Here is a 17413-nt window from a genome sequence, read left to right on the forward strand (position 1 = left end):
ATGAAATTAAAAGTTGCACATAAAGTGAGTATTGGTTTTGCCTTTATCACCTTATTATTACTGTTTGCCAGCATCTCAGCACTGGGTATATTTCGCAGCATCACCCGTGCCAATACTCAGGTCAATGAACAAGCGCTGCCCGCACAACAACAAAGCAATTTAGCGCAAATTCAATTATTAAAACTGGCACGCTTATCCTCTGCAGGGTTTAATGCTGAACAACAAAATGCCATTGAACGCCAACAGCAACAGTTCCTTCAAGCACAACGTGCTTTTGCTGAGCTAACAGAGGGCTTTACCCAGCTTAATGTAGACAGTGCGCTGCAACAAAACCTGCAACAAGCGACTGAGTTTGCCAGAGGTTACACGGATGCCGCCGCAAAAATGTTTCAAGCGCGTTTAAGTAGCCTGAGTTACCAGCAGCAACTCAACAGTGAATTAGCTGAGTTAGAAATCCTGTTAGATGAAGCCGGCGCTAGCTTAATTGAATTGTCTGAATTAGAACTGCCACGCGATAAACAACTGGCTGCAATTATTGCCGGCACGGCTGCGCGTTTAGACGGGCAACTGGTAGGGTTAATTAACACGCTACGCGAAACAGCGGGTTACAGTGACTACGCACAATTTGCACCGAACGAGCAAAATATCGAATTTGCCGTCAGTGATATGCAGGTCAATGTCGATTATTTAGCGCAATTAGTGCAGGACATCAACAGCCAAGGTTTATGGCAGCAGTTTGCTGAAAATTGGCAGAACTTAAATGCGGCTTTCGACAAAGAAACGAATTTAAGCCAACTGAAAAAACAGCATGTCACGGCCTTACAGCAGGCACGTTTACAACTTAATCAAGCAGAGGAACAAATTGAGCAAGCGCTTAATAGCTTAGATCAAGTGGTACAAGCCGCAGATCAGCAATTTTCGCAGCTACAACAGCAAGTTTCCAGCGAATTAAACTCTGGCAGCCAACGCACCACTATTATTTTGGTCATTTTAGTCGTACTAGCTTTTACTATCGCCTATTTCACTATTAATGCCATGATCAAACCGCTTAAAGGTATCAACCATATACTAGGCTATATCGCACAAGGCGATCTCACTCGGCAACTGATGATTAAACAACAAGATGAATTTGGCAGCCTCTCTGCAAAGGTTAACAGCCTCATCAGTGCCCTTAGCGGCTTAATTAATAATATCCAGCACAATGCCCGTGCGCTGAACAACACTGCCAGTCGCTCTACCCATGCCGTCAGTGATATCAATCAATCGTTACAGCAACAACAGCAGCAAATTGGCGCGGTTAACAGTATTACCGAACAATTAGCCGATAATACGCAAGCGGTCGCAGAGCATGCGGCAGAAACTGGCCAAGCCATGCAATTGGCGCTGCAACAAAGCCAACAAATTAATACGCTGGCAGATGAAAACAGCAAACGTATCAGCAAGTTGGCTGGGCAATTGGTGAATACCAGCAGCTTAATTAACAAAGTCAGTTCGGAGTCGACTAACATTGGCGGCATCTTAACAACCATCAGCAGCATTGCCGAACAGACCAACTTATTAGCGTTAAACGCCGCCATCGAAGCGGCCAGAGCCGGCGATCAAGGCCGTGGCTTTGCCGTAGTGGCCGATGAAGTACGCTCTTTAGCAAGCCGGACGCAGCAGGCGACCAGTGAAATACGCCAGATGATTGAACATTTACAGCAACAAACTAAACAAGCCGTAACGGCTGTCACTGCAGGAAAAACCGATGCGGAAAACTGCGTGCAAACCATGGCTGAATTAGTCAACGCCTTGCAGCAAGTGGCGGCAGCGATCCATGAAACCTTGAAAATAAGCGAAGCAGTTACAAGCGCCAGTGCCAGTCAATTAGCCTTAGGGCAGTCGATTAACGATAATATGCATGAAATGGTCGGGCTGGCGCAAACCAGTGCCGCTCAAGCTGAAGAAACCCTTAACCACAGTGCCGAAGTGGCAGCGTTGGCCGAACAGTTACAGCTTGCTGCCGCTAAGTTTAAAATTTGAGACGGGTTTACAAACAATCGGCCAGCGCATTACGCGCATCACGATAGCGATAGCGAAAAGGCGTATCTCGCTCTATTGCTAGGCTCTCAACTTTGCGCCAGGGTGCTGCCGTTTCAGTATCAAAAGCACTGTCTGGCAGCCCAAGAGCAGCTGTTGCCGCATGATAAAATGCTTGCTTGCTCACCAGAGCAGGCGAGCTTAAGTTATAACAAGGTTGGCTTAAAGGCCAAACGGGTAGCAGGGCTAAAACAGCCTGCACCACCTCAGCACTGTGCAGCATATTCACCGGTTGCTGCGCATCTGCAAGCCGTTTACCTAGGGTAAAACGTGCCGGATGACGCCCTGGCCCCATTAGGCCGCCTAAACGCAACGTCAGCCAGTTACCTTGCTGTTGTAAAGCCTGCTCCCCCTCGGCCAGCAACACCGCTCGAGGCTGAGTTTCAGATAGCGCGGTCTGTTCATTCAGTTGGCCATCGACTCCCTGATACACACCTGTTGAACTAAAGTGGATGCCCCCTCTAAAACCGGCTTGTTGGCAAAGCTTAGCTAACTGCTGAAGCGCACTGACATACCCCGTAGGGGAGGATCGACCCGGTGCAATACTGCAAATCACCCACGCATCCGCCAACATAGCCAATAACTTGTCGCTCTCAAGTAGTGGTTGATTTAAAGCCAGCGTAAAACCCTGGATAGGTTCAGGTAATGCTGCCGCACTGGCACTCGATTGTCGGCTACCGAATACTTGATAACCGGCATGCACTAAAGGCTTCGCCAATTGCTGCCCTAGCCAACCACATCCAATAATGACGACCTTGTTAGTCATCGCTTTGCTCAGGTAATACGGCATATAAACCCACAAACTGCGCACAATGCTGTTCATCGACGAAAATATCTACAGTGATCTGCTGGCGTACTCTGCGACCACTGGCTAAGGTACTAAGATCGCCCCGCACATCGGCTAAATGACAACGCGCAGTGGGTGTTGAACGCACCGGTTGTAAATAACGAATATTGCCTTCCGCTAACACCTGCGCGCCTGCTAGGCCTAAACTTTGCAACTGAAGATACAACATGCCCCAGCCGGTTAAGGTTGCTAAGGTATAAATACTGCCAGCAAACATGGTCTGATGCAGATTAATATTCGGTGCCAATGGCGCCTGACATTGCAAACTAAAACCATCAAAAGAGGTGATCTGCAATTGCATAAACTGGCTTAACGGAATAGTGCTGTGCCATGTCTGTTGCAAATCTGCACACCACTGGCGGAACTCGCTGTCAGTGCCGGCTAGCGTAAGCGTTTTACTCATGCGTTGATGCACAATACCAAACATGCTGGGAGCCGAGCCCAACACATGATATTGCTGACGTAAGTAAAAAGGTAAGGCGCTATCGCGAGCGTTTAGCAGCAGCTTTTTATACCCTTGGCTTATCGCATAATGCTCCAAGCCTTGTAACACTGCGGCACCTGCGCCCTGGCCTTGCCATTCAGAGGCCACCGCCATATAACGCACTTGTGCCGTTTCGGCATCGACTTGATGTAACCGCCCCACCGCAATTAACTCGCCGGCTGCGTTAGTGAGCATCAGATGGTAAGCGTCTTGCTCTAATTCGTCGCGCTCACTACCTAAAGCTTGTAACCATGGCGCCCGTAAAATTTGCCAACGTAATTGATAATAGGCTTGCCAGTCGGCGGCGCTCTCTGGGCTGCGCAATTGCCAGCGCTGATTCAGTAAGTTCGCGTTCATCGATTTAACGACTCTCCAATAAAAAAGTTACCGGCCCATCATTGACCAAGCTCACCTGCATATTCGCGCCAAAACGCCCTGTCGCCACCTTAAGGCCAAGCGTTTGGCAAGCCTGGCAAAAAGCCTGATAATGCTGCTCTGCCAGTTGCGGGCTGCCTGCTGGGGTAAAACTCGGTCTTAAACCCGAACGTGTATCCGCCGCTAAGGTAAATTGCGAAACAACCAGCAAGGCTCCGCCGGCCTGTTGCACGTTCAAATTCATTTTGCCTTGTTCATCGCTAAACACTCGATAACGACAGACTTTTTCAGCCAACTTTTGCACATCAGCAGCATTATCTGTCGCCTCTACGCCAAGCAGCACCAGTAAACCTTGCTCAATAGCACCCACTGTTGTGTGTTCAATCTCAACTTTAGCCGAACTCACGCGTTGAATTAATGCTTTCATGTTAAGCGCTCGGTATCAATAGTGTTAGGAGGCGCTTCATCCTGATCGGGTACCGCACAATCATCGCCTTCTTCACATACACCCTCTTCACGCTGTTGCAATAACGCCGTTAATTCTGCACCAAGCAATACCACCATCCACGATAAATGCACCCAAACGAACAAAATAGGTAATAAGGCTAAAGCACCATAAATCGTTTGATAGGTTGGAAAGTGTGTCACATAAATAGCAAAGCCGCGCTTCGATAATTCAAATAGTACAGTGGCCAATAACGCCCCGAGCAAGGCATGTTTAAGCCGCACTTTGATATTCGGCACTACCAAATACAAGATAAAAAAGGCGATTAACGACATGGCGTAAGGCACTAATCCAAGGACGATGCTCGAAAAACCAGGCGTGTAATCATCGGCAAAACTGCTCAGTCGGACCACGTAGGAGGTCATCCCGATCGACAAGCCGACTAAAATGGGGCCTAGCGTTAAAATCATCCAATAAATAGAAAACGAAATGATTAATCGTGGCCGTTTCGTCACGCGCCAAATTTTATTCAAGGTTTTATCGATATTGTGGATCAACAATAACGCCACACAGACTAAGGCCAAAATACCGATAGCGGTCATACTGCCGGTATTGCCAATAAATTTCGTGAGATAGGTTTGAATTTCTTCGCCGCGAGAAGGGATCACATTCGCATAAATAAACTGCTCTAAGTTCGTGCGAAACTGCGCGAACATCGGAAAGGCGCTGAGCATAGAAAACATCACGGTGACCATAGGCACCAAAGACAGTAATGAGATATAAGCCAAATAGCCGCCCATCACAGACAACTGATCTTGCTTACAACGCTGGGCATAGGCTCGAACAAAATCTATCGTTTGCCGCCAACCATTTTGCCAATTTACAGATCGCATATCGATTCCTTTTTTGCTGGCATGGCAACTACTTAGCTTGGCCAATACCCTGTTACAGCATACCGTAAATCCAGCAAGCTCACCAGTTTGCCCGAGCAAGCTTTACACGCGAACGTGCCGCAAAAGGCGGATACTTCAGCGGATTAAGCGCGATTTTTACTCAATAAGACCAAGCCTAAACCACAAAGTACGACAGCCGCAGCGGTCACTAAACGTAGCGTTAATGGCTCATTTAACAACACTATACCCAGTATGGCAGCCAAAACAGGGACTGCCAATTGTACCGATGCAGCTTGTAACGCTGACAAGGCTGGCAATACCCGATACCAAATGTAGTAACCTAAACCAGAAGTGATGGCACCACTGATCAGCGCCAGCAGCACACCATAGGGATCCCATTGCAGGTTTGGCCAAAATATTACACATAGCACCAATGCCAGTGGGCTCGCTCTTAAAAAATTGCCTGCAGTGTTTGCCGCAGCATCACCCGCGCGTTGGCCCAGTAAGGAATATAATCCCCATGCGGCACCGGCACATAACATGAAGAAGGCTGACAGGGGTTCTGGCGCACTGGCGCCTGGCAACAATAGCCAGCCAATCCCTGCTAATGCCAAGCCTGCGCCAGCCCATTGCCAACCGCTAACCTGAGTTAACTGTTTTACCCCCAACGCTAGCATGGTTAATTGCACAGCGCCAAATAACAATAACGCTCCGGTGGCGGTATCCAACTGTACATAAGCAAAAGAAAATAACGCCGCATAGGCAAATAAGTAGCTCGCACCGAGCCAACTGCCCGCAGGCTGCCGCCGCGGTCGACGCACTCTTAACAACACGTATAACAGTAGTGCCGCAGATATGATCCGCACTAAGGTAAAACTCGTCGCATCAATACTAGTATGATTAAATGCAGCTCGATTCAATAAACTATTTCCCGCAAAAGCCAGCAACGCTAAAACTGTTAACCACAACACCCGCAAAGTAAGCATATTCGCTGTTACCATCTAATTAACCGTAAGATTCATCATATTTATTACAATTTATTTGTTTAAGGCCGCCGCTTAAACTAGCAACATACGATGCAAGGCCAACGTAAACCATAGGGCCCTGCAAACTGATTAGCGGAGATTAACATGTTAGAGATTATTCGTTCAGCAGACCGCGGACAAGCACAATTTGGCTGGCTAACCAGCAAACATAGCTTTTCATTTGGCCATTACTATAACCCTAAACAAATGGGGTTTTCAGCCTTACGCGTGATCAACGATGACAGGGTGATCGCAGGGGCAGGCTTTAGTACGCATGGTCATCGCAATATGGAAATTATCAGCTATGTACTCGACGGTCATATCGCGCATAAAGATTCTGCGGGTAATGAAAAAATTTTACCAGCCGGCGAGTTCCAACTGATGAGTGCGGGAAAAGGCATTCAACACAGCGAATATAATGCCAGTAAAACCGCGCCATTAACGTTTTTGCAGATTTGGATTGAACCCAATCAACAAGAGGGTGAACCACGCTATCAACAAAAAGACTTTGGCCAAGCACTTGGCTTAACATGGGTGATTACGCCAGATGGCCGCAATGGCACTTTGCAGATACGACAAGACGCCCAGGTGGCACAGCTTCGTTTAACCGAAGGTGACGCATTTGAGTTGCCAGTTGTTGCTGGCAGAGCGTATTATCTGCATCTGATCAGTGGCACAGTGTCGCTGGCAGAGCAAACGCTTGCTCCCGGTGATGGTATCAAGCTTGCCGCGATCGCGTCACTTCAAGGCAACGTGTTACAAGGACCTGTCAATGCCATTTGGTTTGATTTACCGGCTTAAGCTCGGTATTGCTACGCTATGCTAATCGAACAATGGGCAGTACTGATCATTGCTGTGTTACTGATTGGCATCTCCAAAGCCGCCTTTGCAGGTAGCCTTGGCTTACTGGCTTTACCGCTGCTATTACTGAGCTTTGAAGCCCCAACAGCACTCTCTCTACTCTTACCGCTGTTAATTGCCGCTGATGCCTTAACCTTGCATCAATACTGGCGGCAATGGAGTATGGTTGACTTAAAACGGCTATTACCGGCTGCGCTAGGCGGTATCTTGGTTGGCGCCTTGTTACTTGGCAAATTAAATACGGCTTTTCTACAAGGCTTAGTGGGGGCCGCCAGTGTGCTATTTGCGCTAAATTACTTTTTACAACGGGGTAAAGCGGCAACCTGGTTAGCTAATAGCTTAGGAGGAGGTATTTTAGGCTTTGTCGCCGGACTGAGCTCAACGTTATTGCATGCCGGTGGACCGCCAATAAAAATTTACTTACTGGCGCGACAGCTGCCTTACACAACATACCTGGGCACGGCAGCGGTATTTTTTGCCTTAACCAATTGGCTAAAAGTACCGGCGTATATTTGGCAAGGACAATTAACCCTGCAACACCTCTATCAAGTGTTACCGCTGTTACCTTTGAGCTTTATCGCGATTAAATTGGGCGTCTATTTAAAAAAACGCCTGCCTGAACGCATTATTATTCCGCTGATCTACAGCTTGCTATTCTTGGCAGGCGCGCGCTTATTGTGGACTTTGCCTTAAACACAACTGCAAGCCGCTTTCACAGCTCTTTAGCAAGAACATTGCGCCGTGGGATGGCCAATCGCACTTTAATGCAAATTAGGAATGGTTAGGCTAAAACGACAGCCTTGAGCAGGCTCAGAGTGCAGGCTTAGCTCACCTTTTAAGTGCTGTTTAACAATATTGTAGACAATCGATAAACCTAAGCCCGTGCCACCTCGCCCACGCTTAGTGGTAAAAAAAGGGTCAAAGATTTTTTGTTGATGGCTGCGCGGAATGCCGCAACCATTATCACTGACCACAATGCACAGCTGTTGATCGGCAGATACCCGAGTAGTAATGTTAACTAACGCGGGCTGCGTCGCTTGCTCGAACGCATGTAAGCAAGCATTCGTGACTAAATTGGTGATGACTTGCGCTAAGGCTCCCGGAAAAGTGTTTAAAGACAAGCCGCTACTCAGCTGTAACTGTAACTCAACCTGATGTTGCCGACAAAATGGTTGCAAGGTACTACTCAGCGCTGAGATATAATCGTCAATGTCGATCGCGTGCAATTCAAAATGCGCTTGATCTAAGGCCGTTTGTTTAAATTGTTGGATCAGCCCAGCTGCACGCTCTAAGTTGCGCTCTACGATATTGCACGATTGCAATAAATCGGTGACAGCACTTTTCAAAGATTGCTTGGTGATGCCACCGGTTTCAACGGTACGCTGTACTTTTTCCAACACATATTGGCTATGGCTATTCGCCGTAAGCCCAACGCCAATCGGTGTATTAATTTCGTGCGCTACGCCCACCACTAAACTACCTAATGATGCCATTTTCTCTGATTCAATAAGATGATGCTGAGTTTGTTTTAACTGATCTAATGCCGCCTGTAAGTGCTGTGTACGCTCTTGCACTTGGCTTTCTAAACGGGCATTCGCTGTCTCCAGCTGAACCTGATAACGATGACGCTGGGCCGCGGCGACAATACGGCCATACAAGTCTGATAAGGCCCCCACAAAAGCCGCATCGCTATCCGACCACAAACGTGGCTGCTGTGTTTGTTCACAACAGATAATGCCAATGACCTCGCCTTTGTAGCGTAGCGGCACATCTAACAGCGAATAGATGTTGCAAGGCTCAAGATAAACCAAGTTGAATTCACAGGTAGCCGGATCGCTGCGCGCATCTGGCGCGGTGATCACGCGCTTTTTATCAAGTGCAGCAAAATAACTGGGATAGTCTGTCCGGTTTAATGTGGGCAGATCGTGTGTGCTTATGCCGTGTTGAGTGCACAACAACTTACACGCTATAGCACTGTTCTCATCGCTATAAAGCCAAATACTGGCCCGCGACACCTTGATACCCTGTAAACACGTTTGCAACAACACGCTTTCGGCTTGCGAGCGATGATCGCTATCTAACAGCGGATCCATCGACAGCGCTAATAACAATCCTTCAAGTGCATTGTTCAATATCGCCTCCCAGAATAAGACATTAGGCCATAATACAATTTGCTGCAGCAACTGGGCTGCAGCATAAAGCATTATAATGATGCCAAAACAGCTTACTTAATAATGATCCTAGGGTCAAAGTCTTCACAGCCTGCGACTTTGACACCGTAATCGTAATGCTGCACAGCGTCATTTTTGATGCGACATTTTAATTTACCCTGAGTATTCGACTCTAAATTACAATTTGGTTTAAAGGGGGAATCTCCATAAAAATAAATTTGATAGTCTTTTATGTCGGCACTTTGCCATTCAATATGCTTATCAGGTTTTATGCAAACACAGTTGGCGATACCTTCACATTGACCGCGCTGACCATTATTTTCTTTACAATTATCTTCACCGACAGGTTCAATGCCGACAATACAGTAACTGCCTGCAACTGGCGTCGCTTCAATTTGTAACACCTGATCTTTATCCGCCGCAAACAACGAGTAGCTGCCGGTTAAAATCATGAACATCAGTAAGGTTTTCATCTATATATTCCTTCATGTTGATTAATCGATACTGCATTTCCAGAACGGCGAGAGGAGATCTCATGGGGAATTTTTGGATCAGCCGCCACCAAAGAGGCCGGATAACCGAAGTCGATCGCTTGCTGTAAATACGTTATGCCCTGTAAAGCACGCTGGCAGGTAAAGTTGGCGATGGCTAAATCATAAAAAACGTAAAAGTCAGTCAGGTTACTCACTAATAATTGCTGTTCAGTATCAAAAGCTTGCTCGCATTGCTGTAGCTCTGCCTGTAATCGGCTAATTTGCGATAATAGCGGCTGAGCTTGAGCATTAATCACCAAATTACCCTGCGCTAAGCTAAGCGCCCGCTGATACAGACCCAACGCTTCTTGTTGCCTATCCGCCTGCACATCAAGCACATCGGCTAGATTAGTCCAAATGGTGTAATCCGCTGGGCTCACGGCTAACGCTTGTCGATAGAACTGCTCGGCTTGCAAATAATCGCCCGCAAAATATAACGCCGTGCCAAGGTTAGAAAACGATAACGAGACGGGCGATAACTCCACCACTTGCTGCCAAACTGTTATCGCCTGCTGAAATTGCCCGCTCAAAAACCATGCCGCCGCAAGGCTATTTAGCACATCGGTACTGCCTGGTTTTAAGCGCGACGCTTGCTCAAAACGACGCGCAGCGGCAGCAAAATTGGCATTGTCATATAAAAACCGGCCGTAATGCATATAGTTTTGCCAATATCCTGGCTCTAATTCGATGGCTTGATTAAACAGCAACTCCGCTTCTTGTGACTGCTCTTTAGCACTTAACACTCTGGCCTTACCGGTAATAGCATCAACCCAGCGGCTATTAACGGCAAGCGCTTGCTCATATTGCGCGATAGCTTCTGGGTATTGACCACGCAACCGGTACAGCTCGCCTAAAGCAGAATACACTTCTGCTTGGTTAACCGCTAAACCCGCGGCATGTTGGCAAGCGGTATTGGCTAAATCGAACTCTTCGATATGTCGAGTCAGGGCATATTTATCTAAATGCACCTTACACAAGCTAGCTGAAGCCAATGCAAAATCAGCATCTTCCTTTAAGGCCTGTAATAACAGCTGTTCAGCCGTATCTAAACTGGCCAAATCATCATATTTTTTTAGCTGTTGCTGGGCTTGCATGTAGGCATCAAACGCTTTGAAGTTATTGGTTATTTGATAATCACGCCCGGTTAAACTAACGGACACTTGCGGCATCACTAGCACCAATGCATTTTGCACCTGTCGATGTAAATCGCGTTGTAATGTCGGTAAGGCTTGCTCTGGCTGAGCTAAACGTGTCGACCAGCGCTGCATGCCAGTGGCGGTTTCAACCAATGAAATCACCAGCTGAAACTGTTCATCCACAATCTGCATACGCCCCTCTAGCACATACTCCACCCGCAATTGATCCGCTAATTGTTGATAGCTCAGATCCGTACTGATATTTTGCATTGCTCGATCGGCCAGCACCGGAAATTGATTTAATTGCGTTAAGGAATACACTAACTCATCACGGATCCCCGACAGCAGATAATCGGCTAATTTGCTGCCATGCTGCAGCTGAAACGGCAAAATAGCTAAGGAGTTTGCGATAGGCCCCAAAGCAACGGTTTGCTGCACAATAGCCGGGGCTTGCTGCACATCATCATCAATGGCCAGCTTTATTGAGCGACCTAACAACCACACTGCCGTAAACGACAACAATAAAAAACCTAAATCGACGGCTAATTGCCGCCGCCAAAACTGCCGTTGCTTTGGATTATTTGACAAAGCCATCCGTCTTTTGCGCTCGCGTAAGTCACCCACCCAGGTAATCAACAACACCACCGGAAAACCCACCAGCAAGACCAGTAAAGTCAGCTTCATGCCTGTCGCCGAGATATTCATTAGCGGAAAGGTGATGGCCATAACCTGAATAAATAACCAAACACTGACTAGAAACGCCACGCTTACACTAAACAGCCGACTGCCGCGAAATAGCGACATCAACCACGACCAATGCCGATTCACCACGACGGTTTGGCTTCGCCGCTCTATCAGTGGTGGCGCATTGGCTGCGCTGGGAGTAGGTTGAGATTGCAGTGGCGTAAGCAAGCGATACCCACGCCGAGGTAAGGTTTGAATAAACACCGGGCATTCTTTATGATCCCCTAATACATGCCGGATCTCACTAATCGCATGGGTTAAATTTGCCTTAGGTGCATCGGCATCAGCCCAAACTGCCAACAATATCTGTTGTTGCGGTACGATTTCTTCAGCATGCAGCGCTAACTGTAACAACACTTCAAATGCTTTAGCGGATAAATGTCGGTACTCGCCATTGACCACCACAAACCCTTTCTCGGGCAGAACGGTGATATCACTTAAACAAAAACCCGCCTGTAACGTCTGAGCGGTAAGCTCGACATCGGGCGGGTTAGTTGTTATTAATAATTTATCCTGATTATCCACTACCATCACTGTTAACTAAATAAACGACAACTCATGGTCGCTTATTAATTAAACAAGTATGGCAAAGGTTGGCTTAATTACCAGCATCGTCAGCAAATGAAAGCGGCTACTTCCAGCCTTGTTGCCAAATCCGAATATCTTTTAACTCCTGCCATTGAATAGGCATTGAACGCTTCGACATCACCGCTTCTATCGTGCAAGCAAGCACATTCCCCTCTTCATCAAACTCGACTTCATTAACCATAAAATGCTTTTCTTTGTTTATCGGTTTTATTGCTGTCCATTTGCTCTTAAGCAATTTATTCGGATTAATTTGATTCATCATTCACACCTTAAAGCCGGCTTATTTCAGCCAACGTTGTATTTTTATTTTGCCGATAAGGCAGATTGACTTCTGAGTACTTTTGCTAAAAACAGCTCAAACGGTATCCATAGCAGCAAAGCAAAGCCTATTTGAATCAATAATGCTAAAGGATGATCAATAAAAAAGACTGGTTGATACAGCAAGATAATCAAGAGCAATAACGCCAAGTAAATAACGAGACACATGCTGGCCAACAACCACGGAAAAGGCTTATAAACTAAGCCACTTTTACAGTGCGGACAGGCTATCCGTGTAGGGAGTGCCGCTTTCATAATGGCTAAAACGCCAATATCCTTATTGCAAATGGGACAATGTTTACCGTTCAAAAGTAGCGCTCCTTTTGCATATCATCTGGCTTAATTTGCTGCGGCTTTAATTAACTATCAAAAATGCTCAGTCGATCTTAGCAGATTGTCGTGTTTCGGTCTGGTTTGCATCGGCCAAAAACTGCTTAAAAACAGTCACCGTACTGCTGGGATCTTCTTCCTGTGGCACATGACCCAACCTATTAAAACGCACCAATTGACTCCCAACAATATCCTGATGAAAGCGAACAGCCATAGCAGGTGGAATAAGACGATCACGGTCTCCCCAAATAATCAGTGTTGGCAATTTCAGATCCTTAATTCGGTTCACTAACGACTCGGTTTGAGTTTGCCGCAAACGCTGACTTAAAGCCTGACGATTACCCGCTCGGGTAGTAAGCTCGAAATAACGATCAATCAGTTCAGCCGTGACTAAAGCAGGATCACCATAAACATTCTTCACGCTACTTTCTATAACGCTACGCGGTAAAACCTGCTCCATCAGTTTGTTTAATAGAGGAATACGGGCAATCGTAAAGTCAATAGGTACAGATTGCGCTTGATTTGGATAACCACTGGCATCAACCAGCACCAGTTTTTTTATACGTTGTGGATACAGCACCGCCGTCGCCCAGGCCACATTACCCCCTAAAGAGTTGCCCGCGATCACCACTTGCTCTAGTTGCAACTCATCGAGTAGGGCTATAACAATTCGTGCATAGTTTTCAATACTATAGTTGTTATCAGCTGAAGGGCCAGTTAAACCAAAACCAGGTAAATCAAATCGAATGACACGACGCTCGTCTTTTAACGCATTCACCCAGCCATCCCAAGTGTGCAGCGAAGAACTGGTTCCATGTATCAGTACAATAGGGGTAGGATCGCCGCGAGGGCCCTCATCCCGCAGATGCAGCTGCATGCCAGCCACATCAACAAATTGAGAAGGTGCTGGCGCCCAGCGCACTCGAAGTTGTTCGACGGAACGATCAGGTTCACGATGTAATGCCATGTATATCACGATGCCGATAACCAGTATCAGACACAAAGCCCCCACTAACCTCATTAAAAGCCGCATACTTATCATCCACCATCAGGCCTTTGTTTACATCACTATGACAGATTCTTTCATTTAATCGACTGTCATACGAAAAAGGATGTTCTTGGAAGCATCAGTAGTGAAGTCAATCATTTAACATCCGTTATCACAACCATAACACAGACTTTGCGTCCTCTTTTTTTATTCCCCACTTTTGGTAATGTGTAACGTGTTTCTTACCAACACACTTGAGCGAGATCGCCGCTTTGCATACAATGGCGCCCAACTAATTTCAGACAGAGCACTGCTATGAACGATACGACCGCACGCCCAGACTTACCGGACCACCTTTCTGTTAATCCTCGCAGCCGTTTCTATGTTGAAGCTATTTTTGAACACGACATCGGTATTCGATTAAATGGTAAAGAGCGCTTTGATGTAGAAGAATATTGTATCAGCGAAGGTTGGGTAAAAGTGGCGGCAGGCAAGGCATTAGACCGTCGTGGCCAACCCCTATTAATGACCCTAAAAGGCACAGTTGAAGCCTTCTATCGTTAATGATTCACCATCAACTCAGCCGTGCAGCACAAGGTATTTTTTAGGCGGCTTAGATTGATGAAACCGTAGCAGGCGCTTCTCTGCTACGGTTATGCAGCTCACTTCTTCGCACTTCGTCAACTTCGCGGTTGTCTTAACAGTAAAACCCAACAACACTTTATCGCGTATAAGGCTTTTTTAGCGTTTTCATAGGTTTTTTTATATGCAAAGCAGCACCGTTTCTCAGGCTTCCTCAGATAAAGGCATCATTGTTATTACCGGTGCCGGCCAACGTGTCGGGTTATATTGTGCCAAGGCATTGCTTGAACATGGCTATCAACTGGTGGTGACTTACCGCAAAATGACAACGGGCATCCGTGAAATGCAACAAGCGGGCGCGCAGTGTATTGCTACCGATTTAAATGACTTAACCAGTATGGCCGCGCTTATTGCAGCACTGGCGCCCTATCCTGCGATCCGAGCGCTGATTCATAATGCTTCGAGCTGGCAAGCAGATCGCCCGCAAGCCGCAACAGCTCAGCCGCAAGATATACTGAGCCAGTTACAGCAGGATGCAGAGGTTTTTGATGCGATGCAGCATATTCATGCGCGTGCCGCTTATTTGTTAAATCGAGCCTTGTTGCCCCAATTACTCGCCAGTACAGAGACTGCCGATATTATTCATTTAACCGACTTTGTTGCCAGTGTTGGTAGCAGCAAACATCAAGCCTATGCTGCCTCTAAGGCTGCATTGGAAAACTTAACGCTATCACTATCACGTAAGTTAGCGCCGAAGGTGAAAGTGAATTCGATTGCCCCAGCGCTATTGATGTTTAACGAGCACGATGATGCGGCTTATCGCGAAAAAGCACTGAAAAAATCCTTAATGGGCATTGCCCCTGGCCCAGATGAAGTATTACAAAGCGTGCTTTACCTGCTGAATAGCCGTTACATTACGGGGCGTTGCTTAGCACTGGATGGCGGCCGTCATTTGCAATTACCTTAACTTTCGCGGCATTAATACTGCCACACCTCGTATTAAGGCATTGCCACATTTACCTGCTCAGTTAGCTTTGCTAGCATAAGGCACACTTTATTCACTGAAATAATGGTCTTATGGCTAGCAAACTTATCACCACTTGGTATTTACAGTATCAAGGCCCTACCCTGTCACTACCCGACTGGCCAACCGACTGTTTGCTGATGGAAGCCCGTCGACCGAGCCCAGAGCTCAGCCAATTTTTATTTCACGCCGTAGGTACGCCTTGGCACTGGTTTAGCCGCTTAAGCTGGGATTATCAGCAATGGCTGGATCATGTTGCAAATGAACATGTTCGCACCTGGGTGCTGTATCAAAATGGCAGTATTGCAGGTTTTGTCGAGCTGAACTTACACCCAAGTACACCCAGTGCGGTGGCTGGCTCAACAGAGGCCAAGCAATGCAGTGTCGAATTAAAGTTTTTTGGTTTATTACCCGCATTCACCGGCCAAGGCTTAGGCCCTAAATTAAGCCAAGCCGCTATTGCCTTAGCGCAGCAGTGGTTACAAGCGCAGCAAAATACAGAAACGCCGAATATCTGGGTGCATACCTGCTCGGACGATCATCCTGCAGCCTTAGCGACTTATCAGCGAGCAGGCTTTGTTGAATATCATCGCGAACAAGAAGCGGCAACGATCCCTGTGGATTATGCAGAAGCGGCGTTATGTCGCTCTTATGTCCACTCGCGCTTAGCGCGATTTCAACAGCCTTAGCACTTATCAGAAAAAAAGCCGCCCGCAAACCGTTGAAAATTTACCTTTCGTGAGGTAAGCAAGATACTTATAAATAAAAAAACAGCGGCTTAAACCGCTGTTTTTATTGGGTAAGTTAACTTAGCCGTATCAAAGCGCCAGCGTAAGGATCTGCCGTGCTTTAGCTAAATCGATATCGCCATGCTCGCCTAACGCCGTCATGCCATTACGCTCGAGGTTAGCAACTAATTTATCAATATCCGCTTCGGCTAAGTTGTAATCGCTTAAACGTGTTTTAACCCCCATGTTTTCAAAGAAGTCTTGCGTCGCTTTGATGGTTAAATCAATCACTTCATCTTCTGAGCTAGTGTTGATGTTAAATACGCGCCGACCAAACTGCAGCAGCTTTTGGCGTTTCTTTTCGCGCTGCACATACATCAGTGTCGGCAACACTACCGCCAAGGTTTGTGCATGATCCAGCCCGAATAACGCCGTTAATTCGTGACCAATCATATGCGTTGCCCAATCTTGCGGCACGCCTTTACCAATTAAACCGTTTAACGCCATAGTCGCCGACCACATCACGTTAGCACGCACATCGTAGTCATCGGGTGTGGCTAAGGCTTTTGGCCCTTCGCTAATTAAGGTTTGTAAAATACCCTCGGCGAAACGATCTTGCAGCGGCGCATTTACTGGATAAGTAAGATACTGTTCAATCACATGCACAAAGGCATCCACCACGCCATTACTCACCTGCTTAACCGGTAGCGACAGCGTATACACCGGATCTAACACCGCAAAGGTTGGCTGCACGAGATCAGAGGCAAAGGCACGTTTTTGCGCAGTGGCTTTGTTGGTCACAACCGAGTTACCGTTACTCTCAGAGCCCGTTGCGGGTAAGGTTAATACGGCACCAATGGGTAAGGCGTGTGCAAAGGCCGCGCCTTTGGCCAGAATATCCCACGGCTCCCCCTTGAAATGGGCTGCTGCAGCAATAAATTTAGCACCGTCAATCACACTGCCGCCACCCACAGCTAAAATAAAGTTAATGTTTTTAGCTCGCACTAACTCGACAGCCTGCATTAAGGTTTCTAGGGTCGGGTTAGGTTCAACCCCTGCAAATTCGTGAAAATTTACGCCATCGAGTAACGCTATCACGTCATCATAAACGCCGTTGCGTTTAATCGAGCCACCGCCATATAAAAACAGCACCTTAGCATCTTGCGGTAAACGACTTTTCGCTTCTTTAATTTGGCCTTTACCAAATAAGATTTCTGTTTGATTTTTAAAATTAAAATTTAACATCATCACTCCAAAATAAG

At 46.9% G+C, this 17413-nt stretch carries 17 protein-coding genes; 6 read left to right on the top strand and 11 right to left on the bottom strand.

Annotated elements, in window-relative coordinates; genetic code table 11:
* Nucleotides 1–2022, top strand: coding sequence for a methyl-accepting chemotaxis protein (locus tag ORJ01_RS09000; RefSeq protein WP_306177733.1), 2022 nt, complete (start codon nt 1–3; stop codon nt 2020–2022).
* 7 nt (nt 2023–2029) lie between these two features.
* On the opposite strand, the gene ORJ01_RS09005 is transcribed toward ORJ01_RS09000, so the two are convergent.
* The 5 genes from ORJ01_RS09005 to ORJ01_RS09025 form a co-directional block, all read right to left on the bottom strand.
* Complete coding sequence (locus tag ORJ01_RS09005; RefSeq protein WP_306177734.1) at nt 2030–2845, bottom strand: epimerase; 816 nt, start codon at nt 2843–2845, stop codon at nt 2030–2032.
* Nucleotides 2838–3767: a bifunctional GNAT family N-acetyltransferase/thioesterase gene (locus ORJ01_RS09010; protein ID WP_306177735.1), complete on the bottom strand. Its 930-nt coding sequence runs from the start codon at nt 3765–3767 to the stop codon at nt 2838–2840. The genes ORJ01_RS09005 and ORJ01_RS09010 overlap by 8 nt, the downstream gene beginning before the upstream one ends.
* Before the next feature lie 4 nt (nt 3768–3771).
* A complete protein-coding gene (dtd, locus tag ORJ01_RS09015) occupies nt 3772–4212 on the bottom strand; it encodes a D-aminoacyl-tRNA deacylase (RefSeq protein ID WP_306177736.1) in 441 nt (146 codons plus the stop codon).
* Complete coding sequence (locus ORJ01_RS09020) at nt 4209–5123, bottom strand: virulence factor BrkB family protein (RefSeq protein ID WP_306177737.1); 915 nt, start codon at nt 5121–5123, stop codon at nt 4209–4211. Before ORJ01_RS09020 ends, dtd begins: the two co-directional genes overlap by 4 nt.
* Before the next feature lie 143 nt (nt 5124–5266).
* Nucleotides 5267–6124 (bottom strand): DMT family transporter, encoded by an 858-nt coding sequence (locus ORJ01_RS09025; RefSeq protein ID WP_306177738.1) that lies wholly within the window; start codon nt 6122–6124, stop codon nt 5267–5269.
* 129 nt (nt 6125–6253) lie between these two features.
* Between ORJ01_RS09025 and ORJ01_RS09030 the strand changes: the two genes are divergently transcribed.
* On the top strand, nt 6254–6949 hold the full coding sequence (locus tag ORJ01_RS09030; RefSeq protein ID WP_306177739.1) for a pirin family protein: 696 nt from the start codon (nt 6254–6256) through the stop codon (nt 6947–6949).
* Between the two features lie 18 nt (nt 6950–6967).
* A complete protein-coding gene (locus ORJ01_RS09035) occupies nt 6968–7702 on the top strand; it encodes a sulfite exporter TauE/SafE family protein (RefSeq protein WP_226751029.1) in 735 nt (244 codons plus the stop codon).
* Between the two features lie 68 nt (nt 7703–7770).
* On the opposite strand, the gene ORJ01_RS09040 is transcribed toward ORJ01_RS09035, so the two are convergent.
* From ORJ01_RS09040 to ORJ01_RS09060, 5 genes are all read right to left on the bottom strand, one after another.
* Nucleotides 7771–9141, bottom strand: coding sequence for a GAF domain-containing sensor histidine kinase (locus ORJ01_RS09040; protein WP_306177740.1), 1371 nt, complete (start codon nt 9139–9141; stop codon nt 7771–7773).
* 92 nt (nt 9142–9233) lie between these two features.
* Nucleotides 9234–9653: a hypothetical protein gene (locus ORJ01_RS09045; RefSeq protein ID WP_306177742.1), complete on the bottom strand. Its 420-nt coding sequence runs from the start codon at nt 9651–9653 to the stop codon at nt 9234–9236.
* Nucleotides 9650–12118, bottom strand: a complete 2469-nt coding sequence (locus ORJ01_RS09050; RefSeq protein ID WP_306177743.1) for a tetratricopeptide repeat protein — start codon at nt 12116–12118, stop codon at nt 9650–9652. Before ORJ01_RS09050 ends, ORJ01_RS09045 begins: the two co-directional genes overlap by 4 nt.
* Before the next feature lie 106 nt (nt 12119–12224).
* Nucleotides 12225–12440: a TIGR02450 family Trp-rich protein gene (locus tag ORJ01_RS09055; protein ID WP_226751025.1), complete on the bottom strand. Its 216-nt coding sequence runs from the start codon at nt 12438–12440 to the stop codon at nt 12225–12227.
* 435 nt (nt 12441–12875) lie between these two features.
* A complete protein-coding gene (locus tag ORJ01_RS09060; protein WP_306177744.1) occupies nt 12876–13796 on the bottom strand; it encodes an alpha/beta fold hydrolase in 921 nt (306 codons plus the stop codon).
* 336 nt (nt 13797–14132) lie between these two features.
* Here ORJ01_RS09060 and ORJ01_RS09065 point away from each other — a divergent pair, with 336 nt between their 5' ends.
* The 3 genes from ORJ01_RS09065 to ORJ01_RS09075 all read left to right on the top strand — a co-directional run bounded on the left by ORJ01_RS09065 (nt 14133) and on the right by ORJ01_RS09075 (nt 16112).
* The gene (locus ORJ01_RS09065; protein ID WP_226751022.1) at nt 14133–14381 is read left to right on the top strand and encodes a DUF3297 family protein; all 249 of its coding nucleotides are present in this window, start codon (nt 14133–14135) and stop codon (nt 14379–14381) included.
* Between the two features lie 202 nt (nt 14382–14583).
* Entirely contained in the window at nt 14584–15366 is a 783-nt protein-coding gene (folM, locus tag ORJ01_RS09070) for a dihydromonapterin reductase (protein WP_306177745.1), read from the top strand.
* A gap of 110 nt (nt 15367–15476) precedes the next feature.
* Nucleotides 15477–16112, top strand: coding sequence for a GNAT family N-acetyltransferase (locus ORJ01_RS09075; RefSeq protein ID WP_306177746.1), 636 nt, complete (start codon nt 15477–15479; stop codon nt 16110–16112).
* A gap of 129 nt (nt 16113–16241) precedes the next feature.
* On the opposite strand, the gene ORJ01_RS09080 is transcribed toward ORJ01_RS09075, so the two are convergent.
* Nucleotides 16242–17396, bottom strand: a complete 1155-nt coding sequence (locus ORJ01_RS09080; RefSeq protein WP_229587400.1) for an iron-containing alcohol dehydrogenase — start codon at nt 17394–17396, stop codon at nt 16242–16244.
* Between the last annotated feature and the right edge of the window lie 17 nt (nt 17397–17413).

This window comes from Alishewanella sp. SMS8 (assembly GCF_030737935.1).
Classification (GTDB): domain Bacteria; phylum Pseudomonadota; class Gammaproteobacteria; order Enterobacterales; family Alteromonadaceae; genus Alishewanella; species Alishewanella maricola.

Coding starts and splice junctions, on each gene's coding strand:
- ORJ01_RS09000 (WP_306177733.1), top strand. CDS start 1: ATGAAATTAAAAGTTGCACATAAAGTGAGTATTGGTTTTGCCTTTATC.
- ORJ01_RS09005 (WP_306177734.1), bottom strand. CDS start 2,845: ATGACTAACAAGGTCGTCATTATTGGATGTGGTTGGCTAGGGCAGCAA.
- ORJ01_RS09010 (WP_306177735.1), bottom strand. CDS start 3,767: ATGAACGCGAACTTACTGAATCAGCGCTGGCAATTGCGCAGCCCAGAG.
- dtd (WP_306177736.1), bottom strand. CDS start 4,212: ATGAAAGCATTAATTCAACGCGTGAGTTCGGCTAAAGTTGAGATTGAA.
- ORJ01_RS09020 (WP_306177737.1), bottom strand. CDS start 5,123: ATGCGATCTGTAAATTGGCAAAATGGTTGGCGGCAAACGATAGATTTT.
- ORJ01_RS09025 (WP_306177738.1), bottom strand. CDS start 6,124: ATGGTAACAGCGAATATGCTTACTTTGCGGGTGTTGTGGTTAACAGTT.
- ORJ01_RS09030 (WP_306177739.1), top strand. CDS start 6,254: ATGTTAGAGATTATTCGTTCAGCAGACCGCGGACAAGCACAATTTGGC.
- ORJ01_RS09035 (WP_226751029.1), top strand. CDS start 6,968: ATGCTAATCGAACAATGGGCAGTACTGATCATTGCTGTGTTACTGATT.
- ORJ01_RS09045 (WP_306177742.1), bottom strand. CDS start 9,653: ATGAAAACCTTACTGATGTTCATGATTTTAACCGGCAGCTACTCGTTG.
- ORJ01_RS09055 (WP_226751025.1), bottom strand. CDS start 12,440: ATGAATCAAATTAATCCGAATAAATTGCTTAAGAGCAAATGGACAGCA.
- ORJ01_RS09060 (WP_306177744.1), bottom strand. CDS start 13,796: ATGGCATTACATCGTGAACCTGATCGTTCCGTCGAACAACTTCGAGTG.
- ORJ01_RS09065 (WP_226751022.1), top strand. CDS start 14,133: ATGAACGATACGACCGCACGCCCAGACTTACCGGACCACCTTTCTGTT.
- folM (WP_306177745.1), top strand. CDS start 14,584: ATGCAAAGCAGCACCGTTTCTCAGGCTTCCTCAGATAAAGGCATCATT.
- ORJ01_RS09075 (WP_306177746.1), top strand. CDS start 15,477: ATGGCTAGCAAACTTATCACCACTTGGTATTTACAGTATCAAGGCCCT.
- ORJ01_RS09080 (WP_229587400.1), bottom strand. CDS start 17,396: ATGTTAAATTTTAATTTTAAAAATCAAACAGAAATCTTATTTGGTAAA.